12 protein-coding genes are annotated in these 15,163 nt (G+C 38.1%); all 12 read right to left on the bottom strand.

From position 1 onward, the window contains the following. Positions 1-9: 9 nt before the first annotated feature. Entirely contained in the window at positions 10-1,335 is a 1,326-nt protein-coding gene (gene proS / locus PVV65_RS01380; protein ID WP_273788919.1) for a proline--tRNA ligase, read from the bottom strand. 201 nt (positions 1,336-1,536) lie between these two features. Next, a complete protein-coding gene (locus PVV65_RS01375; RefSeq protein ID WP_273788918.1) occupies positions 1,537-3,213 on the bottom strand; it encodes a ribonuclease J in 1,677 nt (558 codons plus the stop codon). 53 nt (positions 3,214-3,266) lie between these two features. Continuing rightward, positions 3,267-4,070, bottom strand: a complete 804-nt coding sequence (locus PVV65_RS01370; protein WP_273754207.1) for a biotin--[acetyl-CoA-carboxylase] ligase — start codon at positions 4,068-4,070, stop codon at positions 3,267-3,269. A gap of 2 nt (positions 4,071-4,072) precedes the next feature. Continuing rightward, positions 4,073-5,527: an NADH-quinone oxidoreductase subunit NuoN gene (gene nuoN, locus PVV65_RS01365; RefSeq protein ID WP_273754208.1), complete on the bottom strand. Its 1,455-nt coding sequence runs from the start codon at positions 5,525-5,527 to the stop codon at positions 4,073-4,075. Positions 5,528-5,544: 17 nt separating this feature from the next. Further along, positions 5,545-7,014 (bottom strand): NADH-quinone oxidoreductase subunit M, encoded by a 1,470-nt coding sequence (locus PVV65_RS01360; protein WP_273788987.1) that lies wholly within the window; start codon positions 7,012-7,014, stop codon positions 5,545-5,547. Then, positions 7,014-8,978, bottom strand: a complete 1,965-nt coding sequence (gene nuoL, locus PVV65_RS01355) for an NADH-quinone oxidoreductase subunit L (RefSeq protein ID WP_273788986.1) — start codon at positions 8,976-8,978, stop codon at positions 7,014-7,016. The genes PVV65_RS01360 and nuoL overlap by 1 nt, the downstream gene beginning before the upstream one ends. 6 nt (positions 8,979-8,984) lie before the next feature. After that, positions 8,985-9,293 (bottom strand): NADH-quinone oxidoreductase subunit NuoK, encoded by a 309-nt coding sequence (gene nuoK, locus PVV65_RS01350; protein WP_120102367.1) that lies wholly within the window; start codon positions 9,291-9,293, stop codon positions 8,985-8,987. A gap of 13 nt (positions 9,294-9,306) precedes the next feature. After that, the gene (locus PVV65_RS01345) at positions 9,307-9,927 is read right to left on the bottom strand and encodes an NADH-quinone oxidoreductase subunit J (RefSeq protein WP_273754209.1); all 621 of its coding nucleotides are present in this window, start codon (positions 9,925-9,927) and stop codon (positions 9,307-9,309) included. A 92-nt stretch (positions 9,928-10,019) separates the two neighbouring features. Beyond that, entirely contained in the window at positions 10,020-10,511 is a 492-nt protein-coding gene (gene nuoI, locus PVV65_RS01340; protein ID WP_273754345.1) for an NADH-quinone oxidoreductase subunit NuoI, read from the bottom strand. 14 nt (positions 10,512-10,525) lie between these two features. Further along, entirely contained in the window at positions 10,526-11,572 is a 1,047-nt protein-coding gene (gene nuoH / locus PVV65_RS01335) for an NADH-quinone oxidoreductase subunit NuoH (protein ID WP_273788985.1), read from the bottom strand. Between the two features lie 22 nt (positions 11,573-11,594). After that, complete coding sequence (gene nuoG / locus PVV65_RS01330; protein ID WP_273788917.1) at positions 11,595-13,664, bottom strand: NADH-quinone oxidoreductase subunit NuoG; 2,070 nt, start codon at positions 13,662-13,664, stop codon at positions 11,595-11,597. A 64-nt stretch (positions 13,665-13,728) separates the two neighbouring features. Next, positions 13,729-15,036, bottom strand: a complete 1,308-nt coding sequence (nuoF, locus tag PVV65_RS01325) for an NADH-quinone oxidoreductase subunit NuoF (RefSeq protein ID WP_273788916.1) — start codon at positions 15,034-15,036, stop codon at positions 13,729-13,731. Between the last annotated feature and the right edge of the window lie 127 nt (positions 15,037-15,163).

Below are 15,163 nucleotides of genomic sequence, written 5' to 3'. Positions count from 1 at the left end.
CATTTCCTATTAAATTATAGAAAGTTGGCTGAGCACATTTTCAACCGTTAGAGATTTTTTTATACCAGTTTTTCGATCTTTAATTTCAACTTCATTCTGTGCAATGCTGTTAGGACCAACAATGATTTGCGTTGGCAAGCCAATCAAATCCATTGTTGCAAATTTTGATCCAGGACGTTCATTTCTATCATCTAATAATGGATCAAAACCAGCATCCTTTAATCCCTGATAGAGAAACTCACATGCTTTTGTACATTTTTCATCATCAGGTTTCATATTGATAATCCCAAAATCAAACGGTGCCATCGACTTTGGCCAAATAATTCCCTTTTCATCATGAAAAGCCTCAATAGCAGCCGCAACAAGGCGTGAAGGTCCAATCCCATAAGATCCCATAGAGACCACATGCTCTTTTCCATCTTGTCCCATAACTTTTGCTCCCATTGGAACAGAATATTTCGTTCCAAAGTGAAAAATATGCCCGACTTCAATACCACGCGCTGAAAGACGATTTTTCTCAGAAATTTTAGTCCATTCTTCTTCATTATGCATTTCTTCTGTCGCTGCATAAAAAGATGTCCACTGTTTAACAGTATCATCTAAAACAGCTTTATCACTAAAATCGATTGAACTGTGGGGAACGTTCAGTTCAAGAAATTGTTTATCACAGAAGATAGCGCTCTCTCCCGTTTCAGCTAAAATGATAAATTCATGACTGAGTTCCCCTCCTATTGGGCCTGTATCTGCACGCATGGGAATGGCTTTTAAGCCAAGGCGAGAAAAAGTGCGTAAATAAGCCACAAACATACGGTTATAAGATGTTTTAGAGCCTTCATAATCAAGATCAAAAGAATAAGCATCTTTCATTAAAAATTCTCGTGCCCGCATCACACCAAAACGTGGACGAATTTCATCACGAAATTTCCATTGAATATGGTACAAATTAAGTGGAAGGTCTTTATAAGAACGAACATAGGAACGAAAAATGTCTGTTACCATCTCTTCGTTTGTTGGACCATAGAGTAAATCACGCTTTTGACGATCTTTAATGCGCAGCATTTCTAAACCATAATCATCATAACGGCCACTTTCACGCCAAAGATCAGCAGATTGAATTGTAGGCATCAATATTTCTATTGCACCAGCACGTTCTTGCTCTTCACGAATAATTTTACAAACTTTATCAAGCACTTTTTTTCCCAAAGGAAGCCAAGAATAAATCCCGGATGTTTGTTGTCGAATCATCCCAGCACGCAACATGAAACGATGAGAAACAATTTCTGCTTCTTTAGGATTCTCTTTTAAAATTGGAAGGAAATATTGAGAAAGACGCATTGAAATAATTAACTCCTACTCAGATCTATCATATCGGAACAATTTAACATACCCTCTCTATTTATCTATAGTCGCATTCTGAATACTTACAAATATAACGATCTTATTGTTTAAAAAATTATTGTGCTTTATTCTCTATTTTTCTTATTGAGCAATAAAATAAGAATGCTCTTCTTTTTAATAACGTAATATAGAAATGCTTTATTTTGATCGATGTAAAAAAACTGTACAGAGAGGTTTTTTTTGCCAAATTTCATAAACAGCCGCTCTCACTGCACGTCGTGTTGCCTCTCGAATAACTTCATTATTTTTTCGCTTCATGCGTGGAATATTATAAACTGTATTTTCCACAACCTCTAAAAGAATATCTTTTAATTTTTCCCCCTCTCCATTATTCTCAGGGAGTCCCAATATGCTTAAACCGACATCACCAAACAACTCATGCTTGCTATTCATATGGAGAGAAACAGCAACATGACCAGCGTAACTTAATTTTCTACGCTCACGAATCCCTAGCTCATACTCATCTCCAAGAAGACATCCATCCTTATAAATACGACCAACAGGCACTTGATCAATAACTTCTACAGGCGTTGGTGCAAGACGCAGCATATTACCATTTCTAATATTCCTAACAATTTTAATCCCTGCTTGACGCGCTAAAGCGGCTTGAGCAGTAAGATGCATTGCCTCACCATGCACAGGCACAAGGATCTGTGGTTTTATCCAATCATACATCTGTAAAAGTTCTGAACGACGGGGATGACCTGAAACATGAACAAGTGCATCTTCATTCGTAATAACTTTAATACCCAAATCGATGAAGCGATTTTGTATATCAAGAATCGCTTTTTCGTTTCCTGGAATACTTCGTGATGAATAAATAACAGTATCTCCAGTGGAAAGCGCAATATTCCTCATTCCCTCACGTGACAGCTTAGCCAAAGCTGCACATGGCTCACCTTGGCTCCCTGTGACAATTAAAACAAGTTCTTTTCGTGGGATGTAACTATAATCATCTTCCGTTACAAATGGCGCTAAGCCATCCATATAACCAAGCTCTTGTGCAACCATAATACTTCGCTTAAGGGAACGCCCAATAACAAGAACCTTACGCCCAACAGCTTGAGCAGCTAGAGAAATAGAACGTATCCGACCAATATTAGAAGCAAAAGTTGCTATTGCAACACGTCCTTCAGCTTTCGAAATAATCTCAGAAAGACTGGTTTGAACCTGCTGCTCTGATGGAGATATACCATCCCGACATGCGTTTGTGGAATCACAAAGCAATGCTAAAACACCTTTATCGCCTAACGTTCGAAATCTTTTCTCATCTGTTACAGCTCCAAGCGAAGGGGTATGATCAATTTTCCAATCACCCGTATGGATTACAGTCCCTAAAGATGTTGTAATGGCTAAAGATACAGACTCTGGTATCGAATGGTTAACAGCAATAGATTCTATGGCAAAGGGACCAACATGAAAACAATCCCCTACTTTAAAAATATTAAATGGCATTTTATGAGATTCAAAATCTGATTGCCTTTTACTCTCCAATAACCCTGCTGTGAAAGCTGTACAATAAACTGGAATTTGTAACTTTGGCCATAAATCAAGAACAGCTCCATAATGATCTTCATGTGCATGTGTTAAAATAAGACCACGTATATTATGTTTTTCACTTTCTAGAAAACGAATATCAGGAAAAATAAGATCGACCCCCGGTAATTCAGAGCCAGCAAAACTAACGCCCATATCAACAAGCAGCCATTCACGAAGATTTTGGGAGCCAAATCCATAAGCGGCTAAATTCATCCCTATTTCACCTACACCTCCCAGAGGTAAAAAAACAAATTCATTCTTATTGGTTGCAACCATAAACATCTCCTAAATCATTAAGATAATCTGATGGTAAAATAAAACTTTATAAATTAATAACGATTTTCATGAACAGAAGCTGCCAAACCAAAATGAACATCTCCAGCTGTTATAATACTTGTCTCACCATTTTTTTGTTTTATGATGCAGTTAAAATCATGATCAAGCCCCTCAAAAATACCCTCAATAATTTTTTCATCATTAGTTATTTTGATGTATTGCCCAAGGTGAGCAGAATATAAAAGCCATTTTTTGCGGATTATATCACATCCTCCAAGCTGCTTCCAAAGCAGATAATTTTTAGCAAAATACTCCGTCAAAACTGTAAATAATTGTGCTGGTTCAATATTTAAACCAATATTCTTTAAGCTTGAAGTGAGATAGGGAGCATCTTCATAATGATGTTTCACATTTATTCCAATACCAATAACCAATACATCTTGTTGTGATGGTAATTTTAGAATTTCGAGCAAAACTCCAGAGCTTTTTGCTCCTCTGAGCAAAATATCGTTTGGCCATTTTAAGCTTACAATATTGTTTGTTTTCTTTTCATCTTTTATAAATTGTTTTATTGCCTCTGCTACACTGACTCCAGCAACAAAACCAAGTTGAGCAGCGGTTTGATGAACAATATTATCCATTAACAAAAGACTAGAATAAAGGTTCCCTTTTGGACTATTCCATACCCTCCCTCTCCTTGCCCTTCCCTGTAATTGCTCTTGCGCAACAATCCAAAGATAACCTTGATGTCCAGTTTGCGCTTTTCGTTGCGCAATGAGATTTGTTGAATCAACGCTGTCGTAGGCTTCAACAGTGTATCCTTGTTTCTTTGCAAAATCTGATAAAATATAGACCATAATTAAAACAATGCAGCAGCTGCTTTTTCTGCCAATTCGGCAAACCAAATTCCAAAAAAGGTATAAAATAAAATAAATAATGCGGAAAGGCTAAGACAAAACTGAAGCTCTTTTGATAAAATAACGAAATGCGTTTTTACGTCATCAAACCACATAATTTTAATAACTCGTAAATAGTAAAAAGCGCCAACAACGGACGCTATCATACCGACAATAGCAAGTGGTGTCAGACCAGCATGAACAGCAGCAGAAAATGTATACCACTTCCCAAAAAAACCAGCCATAGGGGGTATACTGGCTAGCGAGAAAAGCTGTATTGTCATGACAATCGCCATAAACGGATTCGTCTTTGCTAATCCTGAAAGATCATAAATATTTTCAACATTACCACTCTGAGATCGCATTCCAAGGATAAAAGCAAATGAGCCAAGAGTAACACCAAGATAAATGGTCATATAAAGAATAACACTTTTTATCCCAAGCATATCTCCAGCCGATAAACCAACAAGTGCATAGCCCATATGGCTGATCGACGAATAAGCCATTAAGCGCTTAATATTATTTTGACCAATTGCAGCAAACGCACCAAGAATCATTGATGCAATTGCCATGAAAACCAAAATTTGTTGCCATGCAGGCATCGCGCTATCAACACGCCCTAGGGGAATAAAGGCCGTAACAATCACACGAATAATGAGCGCCATTGCAGCAACTTTAGGCGCCCCAGCAAAAAATGCTGTAATCGGTGTTGGGGCACCTTCGTAAACATCAGGTGTCCACATATGAAATGGAACGGCAGAAATTTTAAAAGCCAACCCCGCTAAAATAAAAACAATTGCAAAAATGACCCCCAATTGTAAGCTTTCACCTTTTAAAGCAATGGCTATTTCGTGAAAACCAATTTGACCGGAAAAACCATAAAGCAAAGAAATGCCATAAAGCAGCATCCCTGAAGATAATGCTCCTAAAACAAAATATTTTATACCGGCTTCAGAAGATTTTACATTATTACGATTAATCGCTGCTAAAACATATAAAGCTAAGGACTGTAGTTCTAATCCCATATAAAGTGACAGCATATTCCCCGCTGAAATCATCAGCATCATGCCAAGAGTTGCTAAAAGAACAAGCACTGGAAATTCAAATATATTGAACTTTTGCGCATTAGCAAAACCAACAGACATAATAAGAGCAAAAAGTGCACCAATAAGCGTTAAAACTTTCATATAACGACCAAAAGGGTCAATAATAAGCGCATTGGTTTGAAATAAGCCAGTCTTTGGAAAAACGATGAGAATAATAATGGTTGCCACAAGAAGAGCCATAGCTAAACCTGTCACCGTTAAAGAAGCGCGTGCATTGGAATAAACACCAACCAAAAGCAACACTACTCCCCCTAATGCAATTAAAATCTCTGGAAGAATTAAGACTAATTGTGTTATTATTTGACTTTGCATGAGAATTCTTCCCTTATCTAGTGTAATTTATTGATGAGGGCTTCTACAGAAAACGCCGTCGCTTTAAGAAGTGGCGTTGGATAGATACCAAAGAATATTGTAAGAATAACCATCGGGTAAAGAATAAATTTTTCCCTCGAAGAGAGATCTACCAATACTTTTAAACTTTCTTTATCCAAGGAACCAAAAACCACACGCCGATAAAGATAAAGGGCATAGGCTGCTGATAAGATAACACCTGTTGTCGCTAAAATAACAACCAATTTATTCACTTGAAAAACACCTATTAAGGTTAAAAACTCACCCAAAAATCCTGAAGTTCCAGGGAGACCGACATTTGCCATCGTGAAGATTAAGAAAACAACAGCATATTTGGGCATATTATTCACTAAACCACCAAATGCTGAAATTTCACGCGTATGCAAGCGATCATAGATCACCCCAACACAAAGGAATAAAGCTGCGGAAACAATTCCGTGCGATAGCATCTGATAAATAGCCCCTTGTATTGCCTGTTCATTCGCAGCAAAAATACCCATCGTTACATATCCCATATGCGCTATTGAGGAATATGCAATAAGTTTTTTGATGTCACTTTGAACAAGTGCAACCAATGAGGTATAAATAATTGCAATAAGCGATAATGTGAAAACAAAAGGGGCAAAATCTGCTGAAGCAATAGGAAACATAGGTAAAGAAAAACGAAGAAAACCATACCCACCTAATTTGAGTAAGACACCAGCTAAAATAACAGAACCTGCTGTCGGTGCTTCCACGTGAGCATCAGGGAGCCAAGTATGAACTGGCCACATCGGCATTTTAACAGCAAAAGAAGCAAAAAATGCAAGCCATAACCATATTTGCATATGGGCAGGAAACTGATAATTGAGTAAAGTTGGTATATCAAGTGTTCCTGCCTGCCAATACATAGCCATAAGTGCAACCAGCATAAGCACTGAACCAAGTAAAGTGTATAAGAAAAACTTGATACTTGCATAAACACGACGTGAACCACCCCACACCCCTATAATGATAAACATTGGAATGAGGCTACCTTCAAAAAAAACATAAAATAATATTGCGTCAAGAGCACAAAAGACTCCAATAATGGCAACTTCAAGAAGAAGAAAAGCAATCATATAAGCTTTTAATCTCTCTTTAACATTCTCCCAACTTGCTAAAATACAAAAAGGCAAAAGAAAAGCTGAAAGAACAACAAAAAGAATAGAAATACCATCAACTCCCATATGATAGCTAATGCTATCCCCTAGCCAACTGAATTTTTCAACCATTTGAAAATTCGGGTTTCTAGAATCAAATCCTACCCAAATAATTAAAGAAATAATAAAAACAAATATCGTCGTAAAAAGTGCGACATTGCGTATATTATGGCGCGCAGCTTCACTATCATCTTTGATAAATAAAATAAGCAGTACACCCACTAGTGGCAAAAATGTAACCGTAGAAAGAATAGGCCAATCGGTCATTAGTTCACGCCCCCGATCATCATCCATGTAATCAGCAATGCAATACCTATCAGCATCGCAAATGCATAGTGGTAAAGATAGCCTGTTTGCATCCGAACAACTCTATTTGTAATATCAACAACACGTGCTGCAATACCATTCGGACCTAGACCATCAATAATTTTACCGTCCCCCACTTTCCAAAGAAAAGAACCAATCTTAAAGATAGGACGAACAAACAAAAAGTGATATAATTGATCAAAATACCATTTTTGGTAAAGAAATTGATATACTCCTGGCATAATACGAGCCATTTTCTTGGGAAGAGATGGAAAAGAAATATAAAACAAATAGGCAAACATAAACCCAAAAACCATTGCTATAAATGGCGACCACTTTACCCAATTAAAAACATGATGCGCATCATGAAGAATGTGGTTGTGGCTGCTTGTAAATAATGCTTCCTTCCAAAAAGCATCATATAAGTCACCAAAAAAATAAGGGTGAAAAACAACACCAGCAAATATTGCTCCAAGAGATAAAATAAACAGTGGAATCAACATCACTGGGGGAGATTCATGAACATGATGCATAATATCAACTGTAGCGCGTGGTTTACCATGAAATGTCATAAAGATAAGCCGCCATGAGTAAAAACTTGTTAAAAAGGCAGCAATAACAAGAAGATAGAAAGCATATCCTGCCGCAATATTATGCGATGCAAAAGCAGATTCTATAATCGCATCTTTGGAGAAAAAACCAGCAGTCCCGAAAACTGTTCCTGGAATCCCAACTCCTGTTAAGGCAATGGTGCCTATCATCATCATCCAATAAGTTATCTTTATATGCTTGCGTAACCCACCCATTTTTCGCATATCTTGTTCATCGGAGACAGCATGAATGACAGAACCCGCACCAAGAAACAATAAGGCTTTAAAAAAAGCATGGGTAAAAAGATGAAAAACAGCTGCTCCATAAGCTCCAACACCAAGGGCGACAAACATATACCCGAGTTGTGAACATGTAGAATAAGCAATAACACGTTTAATATCATTCTGCACCAATCCTACAGTTGCTGCAAAAAACGCAGTTGTGGCTCCAATAATAACAATCACTGTCAAAGCAATCGAAGAGAGTTCAAAAATTGGTGACATACGCGCAACCATAAAAACACCAGCTGTGACCATTGTAGCAGCATGAATAAGAGCTGATACAGGCGTTGGTCCTTCCATAGCATCAGGCAGCCAAGTATGTAAAAGAAATTGTGCTGATTTTCCCATCGCACCAATAAATAATAAAAGACATGTAACAGTAATTGCTGCTTGTCCATCAAGCTGCCAACCTAAAAATGTCATATTTTGTATAAAGCTATTGTCTGCGGCTTTTGCAAAAATAGAAGCAAAATCAACCGATTGGAATAAAACAAAAACACTAAATATTCCTAAGAGAAAACCAAAGTCTCCAACACGATTAACCACAAAAGCTTTCATTGCAGCTTTATTCGCAGAATCTCTCTGAAACCAAAAACCAATAAGCAAATAAGAAGCAAGTCCTACACCTTCCCAGCCAAAAAACATCTGGATCAAATTATTGGATGTCACCAACATCAGCATCATAAATGTAAAGAGAGAAAGATAAGAAAAAAAACGCGACCTTGAAGGGTCATGATGCATATAACCAATTGAATAAATATGCACTAATGCCGAAACACTGTTTACCACAATAAGCATAACAGCTGTTAATGTATCAATATGAAGAGCCCAGTCAAAGCTTAAATCACCAATGGTAAGCCAATGTAATACGAATACATCAATCGCTAAAGTATGACCAAGTGCAAGATTGAAAAATGCTATCCACGACAATATGGCAACAATCACCATAAAGCTACATGTTATCAACTCGCTTGCACGATCTCCTATGGTTTTTCCACCTAATGCTGCAATTAAAAAACCCAAAAGCGGAAGAAAGACAATCGTATAATACATCACGGGTTAGCCTTTCATTACGTTAACATCTTCAACCGCAATGGAACCACGATTACGGAAAAAAACGACAAGAATTGCTAAACCAATAGCAGCTTCAGCAGCTGCGACGGTTAAGACAAATAAAGCAAATATCTGACCAACGAGATCATGAAGAAATGCCGAAAATGCGACAAAATTTATATTAACGGAGAGTAATATAAGCTCAATAGACATCAAAATGATAATCACATTTTTTCTGTTGAGAAAAATTCCAGCAATACCAATTGTAAACATCAAAGCAGAAACAGTAAGATAATGCGCAATATCGATATACATAACCATAGCCCCCTTAAATACCTTTACCTGATTCAACTTGCTTGATTTCAATAGCACTTTCTACTGTTCTAGAAACTTGCTCTGCGATGGATTGTCGTTTAACTCCCGATCTATGACAAAGTGTTAAAACAATAGCACCAATCATTGCAACTAATAAAATTATTCCAGCAATTTGAAAATAGAAAACATAATCCGTATAGAGAATATCTCCTAATGCTTGTGTATTTGTTCGCTGCCCTAAATCTGGCATTGGCTGTGTAACATGCGTTTTAAGAACTGGAGAAAAATGGCTACTCACAAAAACAACAATCAATTCTACAGCGATAATAACGCCAATAAGAGCTCCAATAGGCGCATATCGAAGAGCGCCACTCTTTAACTCAGCAAAATCAACATCGAGCATCATAACGACAAATAAAAATAAAACAGCGACAGCTCCAACATAAACAACAAGCAGAATCAGTCCCAAAAACTCTGCTCCTGCAAGCAAAAATAAAGCTGCAGCATTAAAAAATGCCAATATTAAAAATAAAACAGAATGTACAGGATTGCGTGCTGTAATAACAATCACTGCACTTGTTAGCATAATAAAAGCAAACAAATAGAAAAATGCCGCCGCTAGATCTGTTAGCATGGGCTTCTCCTTAATTATTTAAATAATTGGTACAAACTTCATACCAGATTACAATTTATCGGAAAAATTATCCGATACCTCAAATGATACACTTAACGGTAAGGTGCATCCATCAATATATTACGAGCAATTTCTCGCTCCCAGCGATCTCCATTGCTTAAAAGCTTTTCTTTATCATAATACAGTTCTTCTCGCGTTTCTGTGGCAAATTCAAAATTTGGCCCTTCTACAATAGCTTCAACTGGACAAGCTTCTTGACAAAAACCACAGTAAATACACTTAACCATATCTATATCATAACGGACAGTCCTCCGTGTACCATCATTACGCCTCGGTCCTGCTTCAATGGTAATTGCTTGTGCAGGGCAAATTGCTTCACATAATTTACAAGCAATGCAGCGTTCTTCACCATTTGGGTAACGACGAAGTGCATGTTCTCCACGGAAACGCTCAGAAACAAAACCCTTCTCATAAGGATAATTAATCGTAGGCTTTGGTGCAAAAAATTGACGCATAGCTAAGAAAAAAGCACTCATAAACTCTAAGAGAAGAAGTGACTTTGCTGCCTGAAAAAAAACTGACATCATAAAAACTCCTCTTAAGAAAAACCACTATACTTTAAAAAAGCAGCAGTTATGACAACCATTGCTAACGAGAGAGGAAGAAAAACCTTCCAACCAAGCCGCATGAGTTGATCATAACGATAACGTGGAACAAAAGCTTTGACCATAGCGAACCAAAAAAATACAAAACAAACTTTTAGAACAAACCAAATGATACCGGGAACCCAATTAAGCCACCAAACATCTAAAGGAGGGAGCCAACCGCCTAAAAATAAAATGGTTGTTAATGCGCACATTAAAACAATAGCAACATATTCACCAAGAAAGAAGAGCATATATGGCGTTGAAGAATATTCAACCATATGACCAGCAACAAGCTCAGATTCTGCTTCCACTAAATCAAAGGGAGGACGGTTTGTTTCTGCGAGCGCAGAAATAAAAAAGATAATAAACATTGGAAAAAGAATGAGCCAATTCCAATCGAGAAAACTATTAAAAGGAAGACCTAGAGTTGTACCAAGTCCATGATTTTGTTTAAGAACAATGGTTGTGAGATCCAACGAACCACTTACTAAAATAACAGTCACAAGAACAAAACCAATAGAAACTTCATAAGAAACCATTTGTGCTGCTGAACGAAGAGCTCCTAAGAAAGGATATTTTGAATTTGATGCCCATCCCCCCATAATAACACCATAAACTTCAAGAGATGAAATGGCTAAGATATAAAGCAATCCAACATTAATCTTTGCAACTTCCCATCCCTCATTGACAGGGATAACAGCCCAAGTTGATAAAGCAAGTGTTGCTGAAACAAAAGGAGCTAAAAGAAAAACCCCCTTATTTGCACCTGCTGGGATAATAGGTTCTTTCACAACAAATTTAATTAAATCTGCAAAAGACTGTAGTAATCCCCACGGACCAACAACATTGGGACCACGTCGCAATTGTACAGCAGCCCAAATCTTTCTATCTGCATAGAGAAGATAAGCAACTAAAATCAACAGAACGACCAAAAGAAGAAGCGTTTTTCCAACGACAATAAGTAATGGCAACAGCCAAGTCATAAAGAAATCATACATCATTATTCCTTTTCCTTTGCCCTTACTCTACAGCTTGCATAGCACGGCTTTTTGTAAGAGATGAACATTCAGCCATAACGGCAGAAGCACGTGCTATCGGATTTGTCAAATAAAAGTCTTTAACCATAGAAGTAAATGCTTGACTTTCTAGGGAAACCATTTTCGAACCAAGCGCCTTAAGACCACTTATATCAGAAGGCATTATATCATCAATGGCACAAAGATGTGGGTAATCATTAAATAAGCATTGTCTTAATTGAGAAAGAGAATCAAAGGGGAGTCTTTGTCCTAAAACATCTGATAAGGCACGCAAAATAGCCCAATCTTCTTTTGCTTCACCTGGAGCAAAACCAGCCCGATTTGTCATTTGAACACGCCCTTCTGTATTCACATAAAGTCCTGATTTTTCAGTATAAGTTGATGCAGGTAAAATAACATCAGCCGCATGCGCACCATTATCACCATGGCTACCAATATAAATTTTAAACGCTTTTATATTGGTCAATTCCACTTCATCAGCACCAAGCAAAAATAAAACTTCACAGGTTTTAAGAATATTTGCAACCCCAAGCTTAGAAGTAAAGCCTATATCTAACCCTCCAACGATTGACGCTGCATTATGAAGAATCCCAAATCCATTCCATTCTTCACTAAGAGCACCAATATTATCCGCTAATTTAGCAAGGTTTTTTAAAACAGATAACCCTTCATTTCCGCAAATCGCCCCCTCTCCGATAAGAATAAGAGGTCTCTTTGCTTTTTTTAAAACATTAAAAAAAGCATCCTCTCCACCAATAAGTGTATTTAAAGCATCACCCCCAGATCCAAGATAAGAATAAGGATAACGTAAATCCACTTCCTCTCCAATGAGCGCAACAGGAAAATTTCCCATCCGTTGGCGTTTTAAAATACGCGCATTTAAAACAGCAGCTTCATGGCGTGGATTAGAGCCCACAATGAGCAATGCATCAGCTTGTTCAATCCCCGCAATTGTAGGATTAAAAATATAACTCGAACGTCCAAACTCTGGCGACAAAGCAACTCCTTTTTGACGACAATCAAAAAGCTTTGAACCCAACGAGATCAGTAATGCTTTAAGGGCATACATTTCTTCAACAGAGGCAAGATCCCCTGCAATTGCCCCTATTTTTTCTGGCAAGGTTTTAGAAACCACCATTTTAATCTTTTCAAAAGCTTCTACCCAACTTACAGGCTGAAGTTTTCCATCTTTGCGTACATATGGTCTATCAAGACGCTGAGTTCGTAACCCATCCCAAATAAAACGCGTCTTATCAGAGATCCATTCCTCATTTACATCTTCATTCGTACGCGGCATGATCCGCATCACTTCACGGCCGCGGCTATCAATACGGATCGCACTGCCAAGCGCATCCATAACATCAATCGATTCTGTTTTAATCAACTCCCAAGGACGTGCATGAAATGCATAAGGCTTTGAAGTTAAAGCTCCTACTGGACAAAGATCAATAACATTGCCCTGTAACTCAGATGTCATAGCTTTTTCAAGATATGTCGTAATTTCAGCATCTTCACCACGACCGATCAATCCAAGCTCAGAAATACCTGCTACTTCTGTTGTAAAACGGACACAACGTGTACAATGAATGCAGCGTGTCATAACCGTTTTGACAAGAGGACCAATATATTTATCTTCTACAGCACGCTTATTTTCTGTATAGCGAGAACAATCACGTCCATAGAGCATTGCTTGATCTTGAAGATCACATTCTCCTCCCTGATCACAGACAGGACAATCCAAAGGATGATTGATGAGAAGGAACTCCATCACACCTTCACGGGCTTTCTTTACCATCTCTGTATTGGTAAAAATTTCTGGTGCTTCACCATTAGGCCCTGCACGCAAATCACGAACCCCCATCGCACAAGAAGCCTGAGGTTTTGGAGGTCCTCCCTTAACCTCAACCAAGCACATGCGACAATTTCCAGCAATTGATAAAGTTTCATGAAAACAAAAACGTGGTACTTCAGCACCAGCTGCCTCCGCTGCCTGAAGCAACGTATAGTAATCAGGGACTTCAATCTCTTTACCATCAACTTTGATATTTATCATCACTCATCCAGCCTGCGGATAATCCACTTAAACTTGCATTTCATTGCTCTTAAAACAAAAATCTCTATCCAACCGCTTCCAAAGCAATATTTTTCCTTTGCACAACATTTCGTGTATAATCATCAATTCTACGCTCAATTTCTGGGCGAAAATTTCGTATCAATCCCTGTATAGGCCATGCTGCTGCATCACCAAGAGCGCAGATAGTATGACCTTCAACCTGTTTAGACACTTCAAACAAAAGATCAATTTCACGTTTTTGAGCTCTTCCCTCAACCATACGCCCTAAAAGACGCATCATCCACCCCGTACCCTCACGACATGGCGTACACTGACCACAACTTTCATGTTTGAAAAAAGCTGCTATACGCCAAATTGCCCTGATAATATCCGTTGATTTATCCATAACAATAACACCACCGGTACCAAAAGAAGACCCGACATCGCGCATCCCATCAAAATCCATGATCGCATCAACCATATCCTCTCCACGAACAACTGGACAAGAAGCACCACCTGGAATAACTGCCAAAAGATTATTCCAACCTCCACGAATACCACCGGTATGTTTTTCAATTAACTCACGAAAAGAAACACCAAGAGCTTCTTCAAATGTACAAGGTGCATTCACATGCCCAGAAACCATAAACAATTTCGTTCCAACATTATTTGCACGTCCAATTGATGAAAACCAGGAAGCACCCCGACGCAAAATCGTTGGAACAACGGCAATAGATTCTACATTATTAACAGTCGTTGGACATCCATAAATTCCCATATTTGCAGGGAATGGTGGTTTAAGCCGAGGTTGTCCCTTTTTTCCCTCAAGACTCTCAAGAAGAGCCGTTTCTTCACCACAAATATAAGCACCCGCACCATGATGAATAATAATATCACATGCATGACCATATTTTGTTTTTTTACCTAGTAAACCGGCACTATAACACTCATCAACAGCCGCTTGCAGTGCTTCACGCTCACGAATATATTCACCGCGAATATAAATAAAAGCAACATTTGCTCCCATGGCAAAAGTAGCAATTGCACATCCTTCAATGAGAGTATGGGGATCATGGCGTAAAATATCACGGTCTTTACATGTCCCAGGCTCTGATTCATCAGCATTTACAACCAAATAATGAGGACGACCATCACTTTGTTTGGGCATAAATGACCATTTCATTCCTGTAGGAAAACCAGCACCACCACGCCCACGTAAACCTGACGCTTTCACTTCATCGATGATCCAATCACGACCTTTATCAATAATCTCTTTCAGACCACTCCAATGCCCACGCAACATCGCAGCCTTTAACGATTTGTCTTTTAAACCATAAATATTGGTGAAGATACGATCTTTATCAGCGAGCATACCCCACCTTTTTCTCTATTACCCGTAGCATTTTTAGCTTTTCCTCAAATGCAATTTTTTTAAATTTCTTAAAAACTTTCTACTTTTAATTAAACATTGTTATAATGTGGATAAAATAATGAAATAT

The organism is Bartonella sp. ML70XJBT, assembly GCF_028618425.1.
In the GTDB taxonomy this organism is placed as follows: Bacteria; Pseudomonadota; Alphaproteobacteria; order Rhizobiales; family Rhizobiaceae; genus Bartonella.
The sequence above is the reverse complement of the archived record's forward strand: the minus strand, read 5'-3'. Positions and strand labels throughout refer to the sequence as shown.